20 protein-coding genes and 1 pseudogene are annotated in these 21,342 nt (G+C 69.3%); 15 read left to right on the top strand and 6 right to left on the bottom strand.

Going from position 1 to position 21,342, the window contains the following annotated elements; all coding sequences use genetic code 11:
- Positions 1–132: 132 nt before the first annotated feature.
- A complete protein-coding gene (locus FB600_RS09960) occupies positions 133–1,884 on the bottom strand; it encodes an IlvD/Edd family dehydratase (RefSeq protein WP_046574554.1) in 1,752 nt (583 codons plus the stop codon).
- Between the two features lie 115 nt (positions 1,885–1,999).
- Here FB600_RS09960 and FB600_RS09955 point away from each other — a divergent pair, with 115 nt between their 5' ends.
- The 3 genes from FB600_RS09955 (at position 2,000) to FB600_RS37150 (ending at position 4,188) form a co-directional block, all read left to right on the top strand.
- Entirely contained in the window at positions 2,000–2,944 is a 945-nt protein-coding gene (locus tag FB600_RS09955) for a LysR substrate-binding domain-containing protein (RefSeq protein ID WP_098152183.1), read from the top strand.
- A gap of 232 nt (positions 2,945–3,176) precedes the next feature.
- Positions 3,177–3,914, top strand: coding sequence for a class I SAM-dependent methyltransferase (locus FB600_RS09950; protein WP_145756690.1), 738 nt, complete (start codon positions 3,177–3,179; stop codon positions 3,912–3,914).
- 103 nt (positions 3,915–4,017) lie between these two features.
- Complete coding sequence (locus tag FB600_RS37150; protein ID WP_186467853.1) at positions 4,018–4,188, top strand: hypothetical protein; 171 nt, start codon at positions 4,018–4,020, stop codon at positions 4,186–4,188.
- A gap of 42 nt (positions 4,189–4,230) precedes the next feature.
- On the opposite strand, the gene FB600_RS09945 is transcribed toward FB600_RS37150, so the two are convergent.
- Positions 4,231–5,385, bottom strand: a complete 1,155-nt coding sequence (locus tag FB600_RS09945; protein WP_261383360.1) for a branched-chain amino acid ABC transporter substrate-binding protein — start codon at positions 5,383–5,385, stop codon at positions 4,231–4,233.
- Positions 5,386–5,646: 261 nt separating this feature from the next.
- The gene (locus FB600_RS09940; RefSeq protein ID WP_096751007.1) at positions 5,647–6,042 is read right to left on the bottom strand and encodes a lysozyme inhibitor LprI family protein; all 396 of its coding nucleotides are present in this window, start codon (positions 6,040–6,042) and stop codon (positions 5,647–5,649) included.
- A gap of 509 nt (positions 6,043–6,551) precedes the next feature.
- Between FB600_RS09940 and FB600_RS09935 the strand changes: the two genes are divergently transcribed.
- From FB600_RS09935 to FB600_RS09895, 9 genes are all read left to right on the top strand, one after another.
- A complete protein-coding gene (locus FB600_RS09935) occupies positions 6,552–7,220 on the top strand; it encodes a CDP-alcohol phosphatidyltransferase family protein (protein ID WP_013690113.1) in 669 nt (222 codons plus the stop codon).
- Positions 7,217–8,029, top strand: a complete 813-nt coding sequence (locus FB600_RS09930; protein WP_096751006.1) for a 2OG-Fe(II) oxygenase — start codon at positions 7,217–7,219, stop codon at positions 8,027–8,029. Before FB600_RS09935 ends, FB600_RS09930 begins: the two co-directional genes overlap by 4 nt.
- The gene (locus FB600_RS09925) at positions 8,026–9,024 is read left to right on the top strand and encodes an HpnL family protein (protein WP_013690111.1); all 999 of its coding nucleotides are present in this window, start codon (positions 8,026–8,028) and stop codon (positions 9,022–9,024) included. The genes FB600_RS09930 and FB600_RS09925 overlap by 4 nt, the downstream gene beginning before the upstream one ends.
- An 86-nt stretch (positions 9,025–9,110) precedes the next feature.
- Positions 9,111–9,878 (top strand): NTP transferase domain-containing protein, encoded by a 768-nt coding sequence (locus FB600_RS09920; protein ID WP_013690110.1) that lies wholly within the window; start codon positions 9,111–9,113, stop codon positions 9,876–9,878.
- A complete protein-coding gene (gene aepX, locus FB600_RS09915) occupies positions 9,875–11,560 on the top strand; it encodes a phosphoenolpyruvate mutase (RefSeq protein ID WP_047839078.1) in 1,686 nt (561 codons plus the stop codon). The genes FB600_RS09920 and aepX overlap by 4 nt, the downstream gene beginning before the upstream one ends.
- Entirely contained in the window at positions 11,557–12,711 is a 1,155-nt protein-coding gene (gene aepY, locus FB600_RS09910; protein WP_145756688.1) for a phosphonopyruvate decarboxylase, read from the top strand. Before aepX ends, aepY begins: the two co-directional genes overlap by 4 nt.
- Positions 12,711–13,778, top strand: coding sequence for a 2-aminoethylphosphonate aminotransferase (locus tag FB600_RS09905; RefSeq protein WP_036032029.1), 1,068 nt, complete (start codon positions 12,711–12,713; stop codon positions 13,776–13,778). Before aepY ends, FB600_RS09905 begins: the two co-directional genes overlap by 1 nt.
- 247 nt (positions 13,779–14,025) lie before the next feature.
- Positions 14,026–15,096: an FUSC family protein gene (locus FB600_RS09900; RefSeq protein WP_047839143.1), complete on the top strand. Its 1,071-nt coding sequence runs from the start codon at positions 14,026–14,028 to the stop codon at positions 15,094–15,096.
- Positions 15,097–15,143: 47 nt separating this feature from the next.
- Positions 15,144–15,578 carry a DUF1801 domain-containing protein gene (locus FB600_RS09895; RefSeq protein WP_145756686.1) on the top strand — a complete coding sequence of 145 codons (435 nt, stop codon included), beginning with the start codon at positions 15,144–15,146 and terminating at the stop codon, positions 15,576–15,578.
- A gap of 44 nt (positions 15,579–15,622) precedes the next feature.
- Here FB600_RS09895 and FB600_RS38150 read toward each other — a convergent pair.
- A pseudogene (locus FB600_RS38150) lies at positions 15,623–16,141 on the bottom strand (glycine zipper 2TM domain-containing protein); the annotation flags it as partial.
- Between the two features lie 829 nt (positions 16,142–16,970).
- Here FB600_RS38150 and pip point away from each other — a divergent pair.
- Together pip and trhA are read left to right on the top strand one after the other, a co-directional pair.
- Entirely contained in the window at positions 16,971–17,906 is a 936-nt protein-coding gene (pip, locus tag FB600_RS09885) for a prolyl aminopeptidase (protein WP_047839075.1), read from the top strand.
- 244 nt (positions 17,907–18,150) lie between these two features.
- A complete protein-coding gene (trhA, locus tag FB600_RS09880; protein WP_025098316.1) occupies positions 18,151–18,771 on the top strand; it encodes a PAQR family membrane homeostasis protein TrhA in 621 nt (206 codons plus the stop codon).
- Between the two features lie 24 nt (positions 18,772–18,795).
- Here the strand turns inward: trhA and FB600_RS09875 are convergent, their stop codons facing one another.
- Both FB600_RS09875 and FB600_RS09870 read right to left on the bottom strand, forming a co-directional pair.
- Positions 18,796–19,530 (bottom strand): FadR/GntR family transcriptional regulator, encoded by a 735-nt coding sequence (locus FB600_RS09875; RefSeq protein WP_145756684.1) that lies wholly within the window; start codon positions 19,528–19,530, stop codon positions 18,796–18,798.
- Between the two features lie 135 nt (positions 19,531–19,665).
- On the bottom strand, positions 19,666–20,514 hold the full coding sequence (locus tag FB600_RS09870) for a LysR substrate-binding domain-containing protein (protein ID WP_013690100.1): 849 nt from the start codon (positions 20,512–20,514) through the stop codon (positions 19,666–19,668).
- Positions 20,515–20,624: 110 nt separating this feature from the next.
- On the opposite strand from FB600_RS09870, the gene FB600_RS09865 reads away from it, so the two are divergent.
- On the top strand, positions 20,625–21,248 hold the full coding sequence (locus tag FB600_RS09865) for a LysE family translocator (RefSeq protein ID WP_145756682.1): 624 nt from the start codon (positions 20,625–20,627) through the stop codon (positions 21,246–21,248).
- Positions 21,249–21,342: the final 94 nt, after the last annotated feature.

Below are 21,342 nucleotides of genomic sequence, written 5' to 3'. Positions count from 1 at the left end.
GCCCGGTGGCCCTGGCCGGCCTGCCGATCGCCTCGCGCCCTCACGGCCCCCTCATCCCTGTCGGCCGCCGGGCTGCCTCGTGGACGCGGCCCGGTCATGCGACGTGCCGGCCCGGGGGCCGGCCTCGCGACTTCAGTGCGAATGGCGCGGCACCTCGGCGCCTCGCATGCCGACCAGGAAGTCCAGGTCGCAACCCTCGTCGGCCTGCAGCACGTGGTCGACATAGAGCCGCGCATACCCGCCGCGCCCCTGCTGCTCGGCCACGCCCGGCGCGGCGGTCGGATCGACATCGGACAGGCGCCGCTGCAGTTCCTCGTCGCTGATGTCGAGATGCAGGCGGCCGGCCTCGCAATCGAGCTCGATCCAGTCGCCGTTGCGCACGGCCGCCAGCGGCCCGCCCGCGGCGGCCTCGGGCGCCACGTGCAGCACCACCGTGCCGTAGGCGGTGCCGCTCATGCGCGCGTCGGAGATCCGCACCATGTCCTTCACGCCCTGGCGCAGCAGCTTGGGCGGCAGGCCCATGTTGCCGACCTCGGCCATGCCCGGGTAACCGCGCGGCCCGCAGTTCTTCATCACCAGCACCGAGTCCTTGTCGACCTCCAGCGCCTCGTCGTTGATGGCGGCCTTGTAGTGATCGAAGTTCTCGAACACCACCGCGCGGCCGCGATGGCGCAGCAGCTCGGGGGTGGCCGCCGAGGGCTTCAGCACCGCGCCGCGCGGCGCGAGATTGCCGCGCAGGATGCAGATCCCGCCGTCGGCGATCAGCGGCCTGTCGAGCGGGCGGATCACTTCCTCGTCGTGGTTCGGCGCCTCGCGCACGTTGTCCCACAGCGAACGGCCGTTGACGGTCAGCGCATCCGGATGCGGCAGCAGCCCGGCCTCGCCGAGCCGGCGCAGCACCGCCGGCAGCCCGCCCGCGTAATAGAACTCCTCCATCAGGAAGCGCCCCGAGGGCTGCAGGTCGACCAGGGTCGGCGTATCGCGGCCGATCCGCATCCAGTCCTCGAGCTCGAGCGGCACGCCGATGCGGCCGGCGATCGCCTTCAGGTGGATCACCGCGTTGGTCGAGCCGCCGATCGCGGCATTGGTGCGGATCGCGTTCTCGAAGGCCTCACGCGTGAGTACCTTCGACAGCTTCAGGTCCTCCAGCGCCATCTGCACGATGCGGATGCCCGACATGTGGGCCAGCACGTAACGACGCGCGTCGACCGCGGGAATCGCCGCGTTGTGCGGCAGCGCCACGCCGAGCGCCTCGGCCATGCAGGCCATCGTCGAGGCGGTGCCCATGGTGTTGCAGGTGCCGGCCGAGCGCGACATGCCGGCCTCGGCCGAGAGGAAACGGTGCAGGTCGATCTCGCCGGCCTTGAGCGCCTCGTGCAGCCGCCAGACCGCCGTGCCCGAGCCGATGTCCTTGCCCTCCAGCTTGCCGTTGAGCATCGGCCCGCCGCTCACCACGATGGCCGGCACGTCGCAACTGGCCGCGCCCATCAGCAACGCCGGCGTGGTCTTGTCGCAACCGGCCAGCAGCACCACCGCGTCGATCGGGTTGCCGCGGATCGCCTCCTCCACGTCCATGCTGGCGAGGTTGCGCGTGAGCATCGCGGTGGGCCGCAGGTTCGACTCGCCGTTCGAGAACACCGGGAATTCCACCGGAAAGCCGCCCGCCTCGTAGATGCCGCGCTTGACGTGCTCGGCGAGCTTGCGGAAGTGCGCGTTGCAGGGCGTCAGCTCGGACCAGGTATTGCAGATGCCGATGATCGGCCGGCCGTCGAACTCGTGATCGGGAATACCCTGGTTCTTCATCCAGCTTCGGTACATGAAGCCGTTCTTGTCCGCGGGACCGAACCAGTGTTGGGAGCGCAGCTTGGGTTTGGAGTCCGACATGCTCGTTTATAGGTAGCAGGATTTGCGAGCAGTCTAGTCAGATCGTTGATAACCTACTAATGAAAAATCGGATGTCTCCGATACACGTTTCCATATCCTCGTAAACACTGAACGAATGCTCGACGCGAACCCCTGGTACGTGCGCACGCGACTGAAAACCAGGCAGTTGCTGCTGGTCGTCGCGCTCGCGGAGGAAGGCAATATTCATCGCGCCGCGGCGGTGCTGAACATGACCCAGCCGGCCGCCTCCAAGCTGCTGCGCGAGCTGGAGGACATGCTCGGCACGGTGCTGTTCGAGCGCATGCCGCGCGGCGTGAAACCCACGCTCTACGGCGACGCGCTGATCCGCCACGCGCGCGCCGTGCTCGGCAGCCTCGAGCAGGCGCAGGAGGAGCTCGACGCGCTCAAGGCCGGCCATCTCGGCCATGTCGCGATCGGCACCATCACCTCGCCCGGCGTGCGCCTGCTGCCGGCCGCGATCGCCGCGGTCAAGAAACAGCATCCGGCGATGCGGATCTCGGTCGAGATCGAGACCAGCAACGTGCTGCTGGAACGGCTCGCGCAGGACAAGCTCGATATCGTGGTCGGGCGGCTGTCCGCCGAGCACGACAAGCTGCCGCTGCGCTACGAGACGCTGGCCGACGAATTCGTCCACGCGGTGGTACGCCAGGGCCATCCGCTGCTGGGCGTGCCCGCGCTGACGCTGGCCGAGGTGCGCGAGGCCAACTGGGTGGTGCCGCCTGCCGGCAGCGTGCTGCGCCACCGCTTCGAGCGCATGTTCCAGCGCGCCAGCCTGGCGCCGCCGGCGCGCATCGTGGAGACCGCCGCCCTGCTGTTCATCACGCGGCTGCTGGAAGAGAGCGACATGATCGCGGTGCTGGCCGCCGACGTCGCGCAGTATTACGCGGCGCATCGCGTGGTCGAGATCCTGCCGCTGGCGATGCAATGCCAGATGGACGACTACGGGCTCATCACGCGCTCGGATCGGCTGCCCACGCCGGCCGCCGCGATCGTCACCGATGCCTTGCGCGCCGCGGGCGGCCTGTTGTCCGGGAATTGAGGGACAGGCGCGCAAGGGGCGGCGCCAAGCGGCCGCTTCGACGCATCGGGGGCTCGCGCGGCAAGCCCGTTACGCGCTAGGATCGTCGAATTCGTTCATGACAACCGCCGTCGCGCATGCCGCGCGCGCCGGGCCCCGCATGACGCCGGCCTGCCGCCTCGCGGCGCGAGGGCGCGGCGTGCCCGGGCCTCGCGCCGCCGGCCGTCGACCACGGCACTGAGAGAGCGCATCGATGACCCAGAACATCTACGACGATCCGACTTTCTTCGACAACTACGCGAAGCTCAGGCGCTCGGTGGAGGGCCTCGACGGCGCGCCGGAATGGCCGGCCCTGCGCGCGCTGCTGCCCGAGCCGCGCGGCTTGCGCATCGCCGATCTCGGCTGCGGCTATGGCTGGTTCTGCCGCTGGGCCGCCGAGCACGAGGCGGCCAGCGTGCTGGGCCTCGACGTTTCGGAGCGGATGCTCGAGCGCGCCCGGGCCGACACCGCCAACCCGCGCATCGCCTACCGGCGCGCCGACCTCGAACGGCTCGACCTGCCGGCCGCCGCCTTCGACCTGGTCTACAGCTCGCTGGCTTTCCACTACATCGAGAACCTGCCGGGACTGTTCACGGCCATCCATCGCGCGCTGGTGCCGGGGGGACGGCTGGTGTTCTCGATCGAGCACCCGATCCTGACCGCGCCGAGCCGGCAGGGCTTTCGCACCGATGCCGAGGGCTGGCGCCATTGGCCGCTGGACGGTTACCAGAACGAAGGCCCGCGCGTGACCGACTGGCTCGCCAAGGGCGTGGTCAAGCAGCATCGCACCATCGGCACCCTGCTCAACCTGCTGATCGAATCGGGCTTCGCGCTCGCGCACCTGGACGAATGGGGGCCGTCGCCGGCCCAGGTCGAGGCGCAGCCGGCGCTGGCCGAGGAACACGAGCGGCCGATGATGATGCTGGTGTCGGCGCGGCGCGGGGCACGCTGAGGCGCGTTCAGCGGATCGCCGCCAGCAGTTCCTCGGCATTGTCGGGGCGGGGGCCGCCCTCGCGCGCGCATCTGGATGGGAAGCTGCCGCGCCAGGCGCCGCCATGCAATCGCCGTCGGTTTCGACCGGCATGCGTATCGGCAAGCGCGCGGCGTGCCTCGATGGCGATCGTGGTCAGCGGGCCCTGCGCGGCAACCGGGACGGAAGCGGCGGCGTCGGCCCGTTCGTCCTCGAAACATCGGAATCCGGGCAGCGGAACGCATACCCGGAGTGAACAATGCCCGCCCCGGCATCAAAGCCAGGGCGGGCATCGTCCTTACATCTTCACTTCATCCACGAAGGACTTCTTGCCCGACTTGTAGCCATACAGCGAGATCACGCCGTGCTTCAGGTCGCCCTTCGAATCGAACACGGTCTCGCCGATCACGCCCTTGTAGTCGGTGGTGGGCATCTGCGCCAGGATCTTGGCCGGATCGACCGAGTTGGCGCGCTTCATCGCGTCGACGATGATGTACACCGAGTCATAGGCGAACGGCGCGTCGAACTTGATGATCTGGCCGAAACGCTTCTGGTACTTGGCCTGGAATTCGGCGCCGCCCGGCATCTTCTCGAGGGCCGCGCCCGGCTGCGAGCAGACCACGTTGTCGGCGGCGGCGCCGGCCAGGTCGGAAAGCTGCTCGGTGCACACGCCGTCGCCCGCGAACAGCTTGGCACGCAGGCCGAGCTGCTTGGCCTGCTTGGCCAGCGGGCCGCCGGTGGCATCCATGCCGCCGTACATGATCGCGTCCGGGTTTTCGCCCTTGATCTTGGTCAGGATCGCGCGGAAGTCGACGGCCTTGTCGTTGGTCGCGTCATGCGAGACCACCTTCAGGCCCAGCGCCTTCGCCTTCTTCTCGAACTCGTTGGCCAGGCCCTGGCCGTAGGCGGTCGAATCGTCGATCACCGCCACCGTCTTGACGCCGGCCTTCTGCGCGTAGGCGGCCAGCGCCGGGCCCTGCTGCGCGTCGGTCGCGACCACCCGGTAGGTGGTCTTGAAGCCCTGCTGCGTATAGGCCGGATTGGTGGCCGAGGGCGAGATCTGCAGGATGCCGGCGTCGCTGTAGATCTTCGAGGCCGGGATCGAGGTGCCCGAGTTCAGGTGGCCGACCACGGCGACCACCTTGTCGTCGACCAGCTTCTGCGCGACCTGGGTGGCGGTGCGCGGGTCGGCCGCGTCGTCCTGGCCGTCCAGTTGCAGCGTGATCTTCTGGCCGCCGACGGTCAGGCCCTTCGTGTTGATCTCCTCGATCGCCAGGCGGGCGCCGTTCTCGTTGTCCTTGCCGAGGTGCGAGATGCCGCCCGTCAGCGGCTCGACGCTGCCGATCTTCACGATCTGGTCCGCCATCGCGTTGCCGGCGGCCGCCAGGGCAAACAGCGCGGCGGCGCCGATCACGATTTTCTTGCGCGTGTCGATCGTGTGGTTCTGCTTCATGGATTTGCTCCTCCAGTGGAATAGGAATGAAACGCGGTGTCGCGCGCCGGGCGGCGGCGCCGGGCTCGGCCCGAGCCGATCGGCCAGCCGCTGCCGGAGCGCGCGACGGCACCCGCGAATCCGGCCGATGGGCGAGTCCATCGGGGACGGATCCACGGGGTTCGACAGTCTACTTTGATCAGACGAAAAGCGGCGCTGTATCTGCAGCGTTCTGCGCGGCGGGCGACGCGGATTCGCCCGGGCAGGCGCGCCGGATCGGCCTCAGTTGGAGCAGGAAATATCGCCTTCCTGGCAATGGAGATGGCTGTCGAGCAGCCTGGTCTGGGCCTGGGTGAGCTGGTCCAGGCACTGGCTCGTGACCATCGGCGCGGCGCTGCCGCCGTCCACGCTACTCGCCTCGAAGGCGCATTGGGCGTCGCGCCAGGCCAGCCAGCGGCGCTGCGCCTCCTTCAGCCGGGTCTTGCCCGGTTCGCCGAGCTTGGCGACCAGGGCGCGGTAGGTGCTGTTCAGCGCCGCGTCCGACTGCTTGTAGGCGCCGGCCGCGCAGGCGTTCATCGCCGCCTGCGTGGTGGCCTTGTCCATGCAGCCGGGCTGGGCGGCGAAAACCGACGAACTGGCCAGCAGCAGCGCGCATGCGCTCGTTTTCAGGATGTTCATGATCTACCCCGGAATTGAAATGGATTGAGATCGGAATCGTCTGGACGGCGCCATCGGCACGCCCGCTCCGCCAGCAAAGAACAGGCGGCCGCCATCGAATATTCCGGGACGGATGGGCCGGCGGCCCGATGTCCTGCACTGCCAGGCGAGCCGAATCCATCGGCACGCGAACCCGGCGTTCCGCCAGGCATTCAGGACCGGGATCCGCGCAACATTTCCGAGGCGCCCACAAATCGGTCGTATCCAGAGGAATACAAGCAATTCAGCTCCCGTCACGAGCCTGTAGAATCTCGCCTCGAGCCAATCCCGAGAAGGCGCCGGCTGCATCCGCGGATGCGCTCGACACGGCCTGGACGCCAAGAAACGCGGCTAAACGCCTCAAAATCCATCGGGCGCGTCCGGTTACCCAGGCGCGCCGGGCATTTTGGTCGAACCCGGTTTCGACATCCCCGTGTCAAAATTGAGCCTTGGAAAAAGCAAATCGTTACAAATCCGTATAACATCCGCCGATGGACCAAAGAAAACTCATCGCGCCACCGCCGCCCCGCACCTGGGATGCGCGGCTCGCGCGCCGGCTCGTCACGCCGCTCGTCGATACCCCCGTCACCCCGAACCACCTGACCACGCTGCGCCTGCTGATCGGCCTGGCGGGCGCCGTGTGCCTCGCGCAGGGCGGTTTCGGCTGGATCAACGCCGGGGCCTTGCTGATCGTGCTGTCGAACTTCGTCGACCACACCGACGGTGAGCTGGCACGCATCAGCGGCAAGACCAGCAAGATCGGCCATTTCTACGACCTGGCCAGCGACGCGGTGATCACCGTGGCGCTGTTCGTCTGCATGGGCGCGGGCATCGTCGCCCAGGGCGGCCACATGTTCGCCTCGCCGGTGCTGCTCGGCACCGTGGCGGGCGCGGCCGTCGCGCTGATCTTCTTCCTGCGCATGCGGATCGAATCCTTCGCCGGCAAGGCCGGCACCAAGCAGGCATCGGTGGGCGGCTTCGAGACCGAGGACGTGCTCTACCTGCTGCCGATCGTGACCCTGCTCGACGGCGTCGAGCGCTTCGTGCTGGCCGCCGCGATCGGCGCGCCGCTGTTCGCCGCCTGGGTCGTGATCGACTATTGGCGCATCGTGCGCCGCGGCAGCGCCCCGGCCGCCAACCCCACCCAGCCCCAGCCATGAGTACCCAGATCGATGCCGGCCTCGCGCCGCGCGCCCCGGCGGCGGCCCCGGCCGCGACTCCCGCGCCCGACGCCGAGCGCGCCGTCGCCTCGGTGGTCGCCCCGCTCGACACCGCCCGACTGCGCGGCGAATTCGACCGCCAGGGCGCCTTCATCTACCTCGACCAGTTCCTGCCGAAGGACGCCCACGCGCGCCTGGCCGAACTGGCGCGCGAACTGCTGCCCGAGCTGAACCGGAACTACCTGCCCGGCCACAAGCAGGGCGGCAGCGTGAGCCGTCACAAGATCGACGAGAAGGCGCCCTTCATCGCCGAGCTGTACCGCTCGAAGGCGCTGATCTCGTTCCTCGAGAAGCTCACCGGCGACACGCTGCAGGTCTCGCCGGCCGACGACCCGCACGCCTACGCGCTCTACTACTACACCAAGCCGGGCGACCATATCGGCTGGCACTACGACACCTCCTACTACGACGGCCGCCGCTACACGCTGCTGATCGGCGTGATCGACCAGTCCTCGTGCCGGCTCGACTACGAGCTGCACACGCGCAACCCGGCGGTGAAGGACGAACCGGGTTCGGTGCAGATCGCCGACGGCGGCATCGTGCTGTTCGACGGCGACAAGCTGCGCCACCGCATCACGCCTATGCTGGAAAACGAGCTGCGCGTATCGCTGACCTTCGAATACGTGACCGACCCCGGCATGCGGCCCTGGAAGCGTTTCATCTCGAACATGAAGGACGCGATCGCGTATTTCGGCTTCCGCCAGGTGTTCAAGCAACTCGCCACGCGCCGTCCGCCCCAGCAGAAATGACTCGCGCCGGCCTTATCCTGCTGTCCATCGGGACGGCTTTGTTCATTGCCCTGCTGTCCTGGCAGGGCTTCGGCGCGGTCGTGTCGACGCTCGCCACGGCCGGCTGGGGCCTGCTGCTGGTGGCCGCTTTCCATCTGATCCCGCTGGTGGTGGACGCGCGCGCGATCGCCGTGATGTTCCCGCGCGGCACGCCCGGCGTCTCGCTGCGCGACACGCTGTTCGCGCGCTGGGTGCTGGAATCGGTCAACAGCCTGCTGCCGGCCGGCCAGATCGGCGGCCCGGTGCTGATGGCGCGCTACCTGTCGCAAAAGGGCGTGCCGATGCCGCGCGCGGCGGCGGCCGTCACCGTCAGCACCACCATGCAGGCGCTCGCGCAGATCGTGTTCGCGCTGGCCGGCATCGCGATCTTCAGCTTCGGCGCCCAGAGCGCGGCCGCCACGCACCTGCGCACCCCGGCCCTGATCGCCACCGCCCTGCTGGCGGCCTGCGCGTTCGGCTTCTACCTCGCCCAGCGCCGCGGCCTGTTCGGCCGGGGCCTGCGCATCGTCTCGAAGGCGCTCGGCCCGCGCGACTGGCCCTCGCTGGCCACCCGCGCCGACGCGATCGACGCGGCGGTCGGCGAGCTGTACGGCAAGCGCGATCGCGTGATCTCGACCTTCTGGCTGAGCTTCGCCGGCTGGGTGCTCGGCACCGGCGAGGTGTGGCTCGCGCTGCATTTCCTGGGCCACCCGGTCAGCTGGGTCGACGCGCTGCTGCTGGAAAGCGTCGGCCAGGCGATCCGCGGCGCCGCCTTCATGATTCCCGGTTCACTCGGCGCGCAGGAGGGCGGCTACCTGCTGCTCGCCCCGCTCGTCGGGCTGCCGCCGGATGCCGCGCTCGCGCTCTCGCTCGCCAAGCGCGCGCGCGAGCTCGCGTTCGGCCTGCCCGGCATCCTGTACCTGCATTTCAGCGAAAGAAACTGGCAGCGGCGCCGTTCGCCGCAGCTCGCGGATTAGGAGCCGTTCGACCCGATATCGACGTCAGGCGGCCCCTCGGCCGGACCCGCTTCCGGCCATGTGACAATCATTGCGTGGAGTAATCAATGCGAGCCATCATTCTCGCCGCGGGCCTCGGCCTGCGTCTGCAACTGCCCCCCGAGGCGCAATATCCGAAGTGCCTGCTGCGCTTCGACGAGGTGAGCCTGCTCGAGCGCCACCTGCGCCTGCTCGAGACGCTCGGCGTGACCGAGATCGTGCTCGCGCTGGGCTTCCAGCACGAGAAGGTCGAGGCCGAGCTGGCCCGCCTCGGCCGCCAGGCCGAGATCGTCCTGAACCCGCGTTTCGACCTCGGCAGCGTGCTGACGGTGCATACCGCGGCCGAGGCGCTCACGCGCGGCGGCGACGTGCTGCTGATGGACGCCGACGTGCTCTATGACGACAGCATCATGCAGGCGCTGGTCGCGAACCCGGAGCAGGCCGTCGACCGCCTGCTGATCGACCGCGACTTCGAGGCCGGCGACGAGCCGGTCAAGCTCTGCGTGAAGGACGGCGTGCCGGTCGAGCTGCGCAAGCAGCTGGCCGTCGACCTCCAATACGACACCATCGGCGAATCGGTCGGTTTCTTCCGCTTCAGCGAAGGCACCGCCCGCCGTCTCGCCGAGATCGTGGCCGGCTACGTCGATTCCGGCCGCGCCAACCTGCCCCACGAGGAAGCCGTGCGCGACCTGCTGCTCGAAGGCGGCCGCGACTTCGACGTCGCCGACGTGACCGGCGCCCCGTGGATCGAAATCGACTTCCCCAACGACGTCGCGCGTGCCCGCGACGAAGTTCTGCCGCTGATTCAGCGCAATACCGTAGGAGCCGCACGATGAACGCACGCGAACCCAATTTCACCGAATCCCGCGCGGCGCGGCTGCGCCGCATGCTGACCAGCAGCAACCTCGAATTCCTGATGGAAGCGCACAACGGCCTGTCGGCGCGCATCGTGCGCGAGGCCGGCTTCAAGGGCATCTGGGGCTCGGGCCTGTCGATCTCGGCCGCGCTCGGCGTGCGCGACAACAACGAGGCGAGCTGGACCCAGGTGGTCGACGTGCTCGAGTTCATGGCCGACGCCAGCGACCTGCCGATCCTGCTCGACGGCGACACCGGCTACGGCAACTTCAACAACATGCGCCGCCTGGTGCGCAAGCTCGAGCAGCGCGGCATCGCCGGCGTGTGCATCGAGGACAAGCAGTTCCCCAAGACCAACAGCTTCATCGACGGCGAGCGCCAGCCGCTGGCCGAGATCGACGAGTTCGCGGGCAAGATCAAGGCCGGCAAGGATTCGCAGACCGATCCGGACTTCTCGATCGTGGCGCGCGTCGAGGCGCTGATCGCCGGCTGGGGCATGGACGAGGCGCTGCGCCGCGCGCATGCCTACGCCGATGCCGGCGCCGACGCGATCCTGATGCACAGCAAGCTGTCGCGTCCGGACGAGATCCTCGAATTCGCGCGCCAGTGGAACAACCGCGCGCCGATCGTGATCGTGCCGACCAAGTACTACAGCACGCCGACCGACGTGTTCCGCCAGGCCGGCATCAGCACCGTGATCTGGGCGAACCACCTGGTCCGCTCGGCGGCGGCCTCGATGCAGGCCACCGCGCGCGACATCTTCGAGAACCAGACCCTGGTCAACGTCGAGGACCGCGTCGCCACCGTCAACGAGATCTTCCGCCTGCAGGACGCCGACGAGTACTCGGCGGCCGAGCGCATCTACCTGTCCTCCTCCTCGCGTTCGTCGAACTCGGCGATCGTGCTGGCCGCCAGCCGCGGCAAGGGCCTGGAGGCCGTCACCGAGGACAAGCCGAAGGTGATGCTGCCGATCGCCGGCAAGCCGCTGCTGCGCTGGCTGGTGGACGGCTTCAAGAAGGAAGGCGTCAACGACATCACGGTGGTGGGCGGCTATCGCGCCGATGCGATCGACACCGCCGGCATCAAGCTGGTGGTCAACGAGCGCCACGCCGAAACCGGCGAACTGAGCTCGCTGGCCTGCGCGCTCGAGCGCATCAAGGGCGACACCATCGTCTCCTACGGCGACCTGCTGTTCCGCAGCTACATCGTGCGCGACCTGGCCGAGAGCGATGCCGAGTTCACGGTGGTGGTGGATTCCTCGCTGACCGATTCGCCGAACCAGAGCGTGCGCGACTTCGCGCTGTGCTCGGCGCCCGACGACCGCGGCCTGTTCGGCCAGAAGATCACGCTGCAGCGCGTGGCGGGCGACGCCGGCAACGGCGCGCCGCACGGCCGCTGGGTCGGCCTGCTGAACGTGCGCGGCGCCGGCGTGGAGCGCCTCAAGGCGACCATCGCGAAGCTGCAGGCACGCCCGGACTTCGACCAGCTCGACATCCCGGCCCTGCTCAATGCGCTGGTGGAAGCCGGCGAGCAGATCTCGGTGCAATACGTGCACGGCCACTGGCGCGGCGTGAACGACCTCGACGAATTCCGTCGCGCCGGCGACTTCGCCCACGGCCAGACGCCGCTGGCCAACGGCGCCGCCGCCGGGGACGCGCAATGATCGAGGCAGCGCAGTTCGTCGAGGCCGCGCGCGAGCGCGGTTTCGACTGGTACGCGGGCGTGCCCTGCTCGTACCTGACGCCGTTCATCAACTACGTGCTGCAGGATCCGACGCTGCACTACGTGTCGGCCGCCAACGAGGGCGACGCGGTCGCCCTGGTGGCGGGCGCCACGCTGGGCGGGCGGCGCGGCATCGCGATGATGCAGAACTCGGGCCTGGGCAACGCGGTCAGCCCGCTGACCTCGCTGACCTGGACCTTCAAGCTGCCGCAGTTGCTGATCGTCACCTGGCGCGGCAAGCCGGGCGAGCACGACGAGCCGCAGCACGCGCTGATGGGGCCGATCACGCCGCAGATGCTCGACACCATGGACATCCCGTGGGAGCTGTTCCCGACCGAGGCCGACCAGATCGCCCCGGCGCTGGACCGCGCGATCCGCCACATGGACGAGACCGGCCGGCCCTACGCGCTGGTGATGCAAAAAGGCAGCGTGGCCTCGTATCCGCTCAAGGATGCGCCGATGCCGGCGCCGCGCGCGCAGGCGGCGACGCCCGTCTCGGCCCTCGCCGCGGCCGCCGAGCGGCCGACGCGCCAGCAGGCGCTGGCCACCGTGATCGAGCGCACGCCGCTCGATTCCACCGTGGTGCTGGCCTCGACCGGTTTCTGCGGCCGCGAGCTCTATGCGCTCGACGATCGCGCCAACCAGCTCTACATGGTCGGCTCGATGGGCTGCGTGACGCCGCTCGCGCTGGGCCTGGCGCTGGCGCGCCCGGACCTGACCGTGGTGGCGGTGGACGGCGACGGCGCCGCGCTCATGCGCATGGGTGCGTTCGCCACGCTCGGCGCCTATGGCCCGGGCAATCTGGTCCACCTGCTGCTCGACAACGGCGCGCACGAATCGACCGGCGGCCAGTCGACGGTTTCGCCCTGCGTCTCGTTCGCGGGCGTGGCGGCGGCCTGCGGCTACGCCTCGGCGCGCGAAGGCGGCGACCTGGGCGTGATCGACGCGCTGTTCGCCGAGCCGGCCGACGGCGCGCGCTTCGCCAGCCTGTCGATCCGCGCCGGCGTGCCCGATGGCCTGCCGCGCCCGACCGTGACGCCGGTCGAAGTGAAGGAACGTCTGATGCGCCACATCGGCGCGGGAGCCCAATGATGCTGCTGCTCAACCCCGGCCCGGTCACGCTGACCGAGCGCGTGCGCCAAAGCCTGCTGCAGACCGATCTCTGTCACCGCGAAAGCGAATTCTTCGACCTGCAGGACGAGGCGCGCCGCCGCCTGGTGGCCGCCTACGATCTCGATCCCGCCGAATGGCAGGCGGTGCTGATGACGGGTTCGGGCACCGCCGCCGTCGAAAGCATGATCGCGGCCCTGGTACCCGAGGACGGCAAGCTGCTGGTGATCGAGAACGGCGTGTATGGCGAGCGCATCGCGCAGATCGCCAGGCAATACCGGATCGCCCACGAGGTGCTGAAGCACGAGTGGATGGAAGCGCCCGACCTCGGCCGCGTCGAGGCCGCGCTGGCCGCCGATCGCGCCATCACGCACGTCGCGGTGATCCATCACGAAACCACCACCGGGCGCCTCAACGCGCTGGGTCCGATCGCCGAGCTGTGCCGCCGGCATGGCGCGCGACTGCTGGTGGACGGCGTCAGCAGCTTCGGCGCCGAGGCGATCGACTTCGCCGACGGCGTGACCGACGCGGTGGCCGCCACCGCCAACAAGTGCCTGCACGGCGTGCCCGGCGCGGCCTTCGTGATCGTGCGCGGCGCGGCGCTGGCGCGGGCCGCCTCGCGCACCTACTACCTCGACCTGGGCCGGCTGGCCAAGCTGCAGGCGCAGCGCAACACGCCGTTCACGCCTTCGGTGCATGCCTATTACGCGCTGGTCGAGGCGCTGCGCGAGTTCGAGGACGAAGGCGGCTGGCAGGCGCGCCACGCGCGCTACCAGGCGCTGGCCGACCAGGTCCGAGACGGCCTGGCCGCGCGCGGCATGCCGCTGGTGCTGCCGGACGGCGAATCCTCGGTGGTGCTGCGCGCCTACAAGCTGCCCGCGGGCGTGGCTTACGAGGCGCTGCACGACGGTCTCAAGGAACGCGGCTTCGTGATCTACGCCGGCCAAGGCGGCCTGTCGGCCTCGTTGTTCCGCGTCTCGACCATGGGCGCGATCTCGCCGGCCGATGTCGACCGGCTGCTCGACGGGTTCGGCGCGCTCACGCGCTGAGGTCCGAACGGCGCGCGACGCCGGGCGCAAGCCACGATAAAACGGGTGCCGAACGGCACCCGTTTTGTTTTGCGGCACGCCGGTCACTACACGCATCGGTTCGCATCGACGCCCCCCGTCGCGTTTTCACGGGGGTGCGCCCCCGACACCATCCTTTAGAATCACGAAACGTGTGGTACCGGCCGCGGCCGGCGCCACGGCCATCCGCGCGAGCGCCCGCATCCCAGTCGTATCCCTGCCGCATCCCATGACCGCTTCCCCGACGCTCCGTCTGCCCGCCGCGCTGCGCACGCTGTTCCGCCCGCTGCTCGATCCCTATCGCCGCTACCGCCACGCCAAGCTGATCCATGCCGCGCGCGTGGCCCTCAGCGTGCTGGTGTCGATCGCGCTGTCCACCGGCCTCAACATCCCGCATGGCGAGTGGTCCTCGATCACCGTGCTGATCGTGATCGGCGGCCTCCAGCATCACGGCAATATCCGCAAGAAAGCCGCCGAGCGCGCGCTCGGCACCACCATCGGCGCGGTGGCCGGGCTCGCGCTGATCGTTCTGCAATCCACTCTGCAGTGGCCCCTGCTCACCTACCTGGTGATCAGCGTGCTGTGCGGGATCTGCGCCTACTACGCGATCGGCAAGGCCGGCTATATCGCCCTGCTGTCGGCGATCACGATCCTGATCGTGGCCGGCCACGGCGACAACGAGATCGTCGACGGCCTCTGGCGCGCCGTGAACGTGATCGTCGGGATCGGCATCGCGCTGGCCTTCTCGTTCGCGCTGCCGCTCTATGCCACCTATTCGTGGCGCTACAAGCTCGCCGACGCCCTGCGCGCCTGCGCCGTGGTGCATGCGCGGATCGTCGCCGACAAGACCGTCAGCGATACCGCCCACCTGAAGGAGATGGCCGCGTTGAACGCGTTGCTGGTGCAGATGCGCTCGCTGATGCCCTGGGTGTCGAAGGAGACCGACATCACCATGGCCCAGCTCGACGCGATCCAGCGTTCGCTGCGGCTGGTGATCAGCTCGCTCGAGATGCTGGCCAGCGTGAAGCCGGCCGACGGCGACGTGGATGGCCGCCGCTACGTGCAGACCACGCTGCGCGGCCTGAACCGCCGCATCCACGGGCTGCTGATCGGACCCAGCCGCGCGCTGAAGTTCGGCACGCTGGCGCGCCTGCATCCGCTGCCGGCGATCAGCGTGCCGCAAGGCGCCGAGGTGCCGGCCCAGCTTTCCGGCTTCGTCTCGATCGACGACAAGATCGCGCGCGAGTGCGACCTCATGCGCCAGCGGCTGCAGGACGTGTCGATGCAGTGGAATATCTGAGACGGTCGACCCCACCAGCGGGCGCGCCGGTTACCTGGAGGAACGCCATGAATCGAGCAGCGAAACCAGCCGAGGCGGCCCCGGCCGGCGCCTCCGACCTGATCGACGCGCGCATCGCCGAACTCGGCGACTGGCGCGGCCGAACCCTGGCGCGCATGCGCGAGCTGATCCGGCAGGCGCTGCCCGAGGTGGTCGAGGAATGGAAGTGGATGGGCACGCCGGTCTGGTCCAGCGACGGCATCGTCTGCACCGGCGAATCCTACCGGGCCGTGGTCAAGCTGACCTTCGCGAAAGGCGCCTCGCTGCCGGACCCGGCCGGGCTGTTCAACGCCAGCCTGGACGGCAAGGTGCGGCGCGCGATCGACCTGCATGAAGGCGCCGGCATCGACGAAGCGGCCTTCATCGCCCTGCTGCGCGAAGCGGCCAGGCTGAACGCCTCGGCCTCGGAGGCGAGGAAAGCCCGGCCGAAGCGCCCGCGTTAAGCGCCAACCATCATCGCCGCGGCGGCGCCCCGCCCCGCTCGATATCAATACCGCGACAGGCGATTCCCGCCGTCGATCCGCACGCGATCGCCGGGCTGCCAGTCGCCGGCACCGGGCACGTCGAAGCCGCGCATCGAGCCGTCGGAAAGCCGCACGTCGATCCGGTAGCCGCCCGGCGCATTCATCTGCTGGCCGACCTGGTTGCCGAGCGCCGCGCCGCCCAGCGCGCCGATCACGGTCGCCGCGCCGCGGCCGCGGCCATGGCCGATCTGGTTGCCGAGGACGCCCCCCACCAGCGCGCCGACCACCGTTCCCGCCACACCCGAAGGGCTGGTCGAGCCGCCGATCGGCCGGATCGCGGCCACGGTGCCGTATTGGGTGCCGTAGGCGGCTTGCGGATAGGCGGGCGGGCCGTAGCCGGGCTGGGCGCCCGACGCCGGTGCCGAAGGTGCGCCATAAGGCGGCTGCGCATAACCGGGCGGCGGGCTCGGCGGCGGATAGGCCTGCCCCTGCCCATCCGCGCCCGGCGGCTGCGCGCCATAACCGGGAGGCTGGGCACCATAGCCCGACTGCTGCCCGCCGTAACCGGGTTGCCGCGACGGATACGCGGGCTGCCCGCCATAACCGGGCTGGCCATCTTGCTGCCCCTGGTCATAGGCGCCGTCATCGGGCGGCGGATAACCGGTCGGCTGCCCATAAGGCGCCTGCTGCGCGCCGCCATAAGCCTGGTCGCCATCGGATTGCCGCGTGGCCGGCGGATAGGCCTGCCCGCCGTTTTGCCCATTCGGTTGCGCGTACAACGGATTCGCCTGGCCGCCGTAAGGCGGTCGCGGATAACCCGGCGCGTCGGCGCCGCGCTGCGGATAGGCCGGCTGCGCGGGATTCACCGGCTGGCCATAGACGGGCGGCTCATTGTCATCGTCCTGGCGATAAGCCGGCGGCGGATAGGCCGACGGATCGCTGCCGTAACCAGGCTGCCCATACGCCGATTGCGCCAGCAGCCACGACCCGTTCGTGCCGCCGTCGAGCCCGGCCGCCAGGGCCGATTGCATCGGCAGCAAGGCGGCCGCCGCGAGCGGCACGCAGCAGGCGGCACGGATCAGCGGTGGAGCGGGATGCAAGGCGAACACACGCGAGGCGCGGGAAAGACCGGAGAAACGGGAGACAAGCGAGGACATCGTCGTAACGGGCCTCGACGGCCCGCAATCGGGAAAACGGCATGAGTATAGGGAACCCGCGCACCCGGATCGGCATGGATTCGGGTAAGCATCTGTAAAGTCTGTTGCGGCCGCGAACGCGACGCGCGCGGGGCTTCGGCATAATGGCGCCACACCGGTCGCGCGGCCGCTTGCGCGCGCGATCGCCCTTCCTCCCTGCCTCGGAGCACGCCGCATGTACCCACCGATCGAACCCTACGCGCACGGCATCCTCGACACCGGCGACGGCCATCGTCTGTACTGGGAGCGCTGCGGCACGCCGGGAGCGAAGCCGGCCGTGTTCCTGCACGGCGGTCCCGGCGCCGGCTGCGGCGAGAATCATCGCCGCCTGTTCGACCCGGCGCGCTACGACGTGCTGCTGTTCGACCAGCGCGGCTGCGGCCGCTCCACGCCGCACGCGAGCCTGGAGAACAACACCACGCAGCACCTGGTGGCCGATATCGAGCGGCTGCGCGAGATGGTCGGCGTCGAGCGCTGGCTGGTGTTCGGCGGCTCCTGGGGCAGCGCGCTGTCGCTCGCCTATGCCGAAACCCATCCCGAGCGCGTCAGCGAGCTGGTGGTGCGCGGCATCTTCACGATGCGGCGCGCGGAACTGCTCTGGTACTACCAGGAAGGCGCCTCCTGGCTGTTCCCCGATCTGTGGGAAGCTTTCCTCGCGCCGATCCCCGAAGCCGAGCGCGGCGACCTGATGGCCGCCTACCATCGCCGCCTGACCGGCGACGACGAAGCCGCCAAGCTCGCGGCCGCGCGCGCCTGGAGCGTCTGGGAGGGCCGCACCATCACCCTGCTGCCGAACCCCGCCCTGGCCGCCCACTTCGACGATCCGCACTACGCGCTGGCCTTCGCGCGGATCGAGAACCATTACTTCGTCAATCACGGCTTCGTCGAGGAAGGCCAGTTGCTGCGCGACGCGCACCGGCTGGCGGGGATTCCCGGCGTGATCGTGCAGGGCCGCTACGACGTCGCGACCCCGGCCCGCACCGCCTGGGACCTGTCGCGCGCCTGGCCGGAAGCGAGCCTGGAAATCGTGCCAGATGCGGGCCACGCCTACGACGAACCGGGCATCCTGCGCGCCCTGCTGGCCGCCACCGACCGCTTCGCGCGAAGCTGACGCAGCGGCCGAACCGCCCCCGGCGCCTCGGCTCGCGTAAAATCGCAGGGTTGTTGTCCGCGCCGTGGCTTTCGCGCATCACGACGCGCCACGCTTTTTTTGACCGACGCAGGATGTGGTCAGGATCGAGCGCGTGGCGCCCCCTTCAGCCTTGCCTGCCCGTTGCCGACATCCCGGATATCGGCCCGGTCGGCACCGCGGCTGTTTTTGGTCTGCAAGCATTCAAGCAACAAGAGGTCATGCCGTGCTGGTCGGTGAACGTTTCAATAGCATCACGCATGGAGTCGGCGCGCTGATGTCGATGGCCGGACTGGCCACCCTGGTGACGATGGGCGCGCTCAAGGGCGACCCTTACCGCGTGGTCAGCGCCGCCGTGTACGGCGCGGCGCTGCTGGTGCTGTACGCCGTCTCGACGCTCTATCACAGCGTGCACCAGCCGCGCCTCAAGGCGATCCTGCAGAAGTGCGACCACTCGGCGATCTACCTGCTGATCGCCGGCAGCTACACGCCCTTCACGCTGATCACGCTGCGCGGCCCCTGGGGCTGGACGCTGTTCGGCGTGATCTGGGGGCTGGCGCTGTTCGGCATCGTCCAGGAACTCACGCTGGGACGCAGGACGCGCATCATCTCGATGGTGCTCTACGTGCTGATGGGCTGGCTCGGCGTGATCGCGCTGCGCCCGCTGGTGGTGGCAATGTCCTCGGAAGGCGTGGCCTGGCTGCTGGCCGGCGGTGTGCTCTACAGCGCCGGCATCTACTTCTTCATCAACGACGAGCGGATCCGCCACGGCCACGGCATCTGGCATCTGTTCGTGCTCGGCGGCAGCCTCTGCCAGTTCATCAGCGTCGCCGCCTACATCATGTAGCGCCGGCGGCCGGGCGCGCCGCGCTCAGTCCAGCCGCTGCACGCGCAGCAGCGAACAACACCAGGCATAGGTCGATTCGACGTGGGCCAGCATCGCGGCCCGCGCGCGTTCGCCGTCGCGGGCGCGCAGTGCCTGCAACAGCGGCGCGTGGTCCATCGAGGCGATATTGACGGGGTGCCGGACGATCGGCAGCGAGTCGTAGATCCGGCCGAAGGCCTCCTGGATCGCCCGCTCCTGTTCGATCAGATGCCGCGAGCCGGTGGTTTCGGCGATCAGCACGTGCAGCCGCGCATCGGCCAGGCGCCGCGCGTCGGTGTCGAGGATATCGTCGACGAAGCCCTGCGCGAGTGCCGCGAGTTGGGCCAGTTGCGCATCCGTGGCACGCAGCGCGGCCAGATGGCAGGCCTCGCCCGAGATCGCGCGCCGCCAGTCGGACAGGCTGCGCAGCTCCCCGGCGCTGAAGCGCGGCTCCAGCGCCATGCTGCGCAAGCGCTCGCGGATCTCGGTCGACACGAAGGTGCCGCCGAAACGCCCGCGCGTGGTGTTGACCAGCCCGAGGTCGCGCAGCACGCCCAGCGCCGTGCGCAGCGCCATGCGCGCCACGCCGAAGTGCTGCGCGAGTTCGACCTCGTCGGGCAGCTTGTCGCCGGCCTTCAATTCGCCTGCGCTCAGCGCCGCGAGAATCCGGTCGACGGCCGCCTCGGGCGCGTTCATGCTGCTCGCCGGCTTGCCGAATCTGGCGGTGAGACGCTCGGGCATACCTCGGGATCGATTGAGCTGACAAAAGAATCAGCGCGCAGTATGGCACGAGGGAATGCCCGAAAACATCTCCGGGCTGCGTTCGCGTCGCGATTTGCGAAGCCGGGCGCCGCTTCGCGGCGGCGGCCCGGCAGCTCAGCGCAGGTCGCTCAGCATCTGCTCGGCCAGGAAATCGCAGGGCGGGCGCGCCGACTTCGCGCTGCGCGCCAGCACCACCTCGACGTCCTCCAGCGGCGGCAGGCCCTCGGCCTCGCCCAGCTGCATCAGTTGCGCCGGCACGCTGCAACGCGCCAGCGGCGCGATCGCGAGCCCCGCCTCCACCATGCTGATCACGCCGAGCAGGCTCGGGCTCTCGTAGGACATGCGGTAGCGGATCCCGGCCTGGTTCAGCGCGCCGACCGCTCGCGCCCGCGCCGCGCTGGCATGCCCGAACACGGCGATCGGCAAAGGCCGCTCCTCCCAGATCGGGCGGTTGTCGGGCAGCGCCGCCCACACCACCGGCTCGTGGCGGATGAACTCGGCCGACACGCCGCGCGTGCGCGTCATGCAGGCCAGGTCCACCGTGTTGTCCTTGATCAGCGGCACCAGCGCGCTGCTGGGCAGGCCGATCACGCGGATCTCGACGCGTGGATGCGCGATCGCGAACTTGCGCAGCACCGAAGGCAGCAGCGTGGAGACATAGTCGTCGGGCACGCCGATCGTCACGCGGCCGCGCACCTCGGGCCGCACCACCGAGGCCCAGGCTTCCTCGCGCATCGCCAGCATGCGCCGCCCGTAGTCGACGATCGTCCTGCCCTCGTGCGTGATCGACAGCTTGCGCGTGCTGCGCGCGAACAGCGGCTTGCCGAGCGCCTCCTCCAGCGTCCTGATCTGCATGCTGAGCGCCGAGGACGAGCGATGCACGGCTTCGGCCGCGCGCACGAAGGAGCCCGTGTCGGCGATCGCCACCACCATTTCCAGTACATCGAGATCGAGCTGTTTCATATTCGTCAGAAAAGCTGAGTAATTTTTTCAGTTTAATCCGTTTTACGCGTCGAAACGACTGGCCGATACTGACCTCATCGACACCATGCAAGACAGCAGGGAAGGCGCAAATGGGAACCCTGATCGAATTCGTCGCGGTGGGCGGGATGCTGGCGGTCACGCCGGGGCCGAACATGGTCTACGTGATGTCGCGCTCGGTCTCGCAGGGCCCGCGCGCGGGCCTGACCTCGCTGGCCGGCGTGATGCTCGGCTACCTGACCTACATGTTCGGCGCCGCCTTCGGCCTCACCGCGATCTTCCTGACGATTCACGGCGCGGCGCGGGTGCTGGCGGCGGCCGGCGCGCTCTACCTGCTGTACCTGTCCTGGCAGGCGGTGCGCCCCGGCGCTCGCTCGCCGTTCGAGGTGGATGCGCGACAGGCCGAACGGCCGCGCCGCCTGTTCGCGATGGGCGCGGCCACCAGCCTGCTCAATCCGAAGCTCGCCATGCTGTTCCTGTCCCTGCTGCCGCAGTTCATCGATTACCAGGCCGGCGATGTGTTCCGCCAGTCGATGCTGCTCGGCGCCTCGCTGGTCGTTGCCTTCGCGGCGGTCAATGGCGCCGTCGCGATCGGCTCGGGTTCGCTGGCGGGCTTCCTGGCGAAGCGGCCGAACTGGCTGCGGGCGCAGCGCTGGGTGATGGGGCTGATGCTGTGCTCGCTGGCCGCGAAGATGGCGCTCGATATCTGGCGATAGGCGCCCGCCGCGCTCGGGCGAAACGACAATCGCTTGAAAAATCCACCGCCCCGCGCGGCCGCGCCGCCGGGCACGACGGCGGCATGCCGTTTGC

This window comes from Burkholderia sp. SJZ089 (assembly GCF_007828315.1).
GTDB lineage: Bacteria > Pseudomonadota > Gammaproteobacteria > Burkholderiales > Burkholderiaceae > Burkholderia > Burkholderia gladioli.
This window is presented reverse-complemented; position numbering and strand designations above follow the sequence as displayed.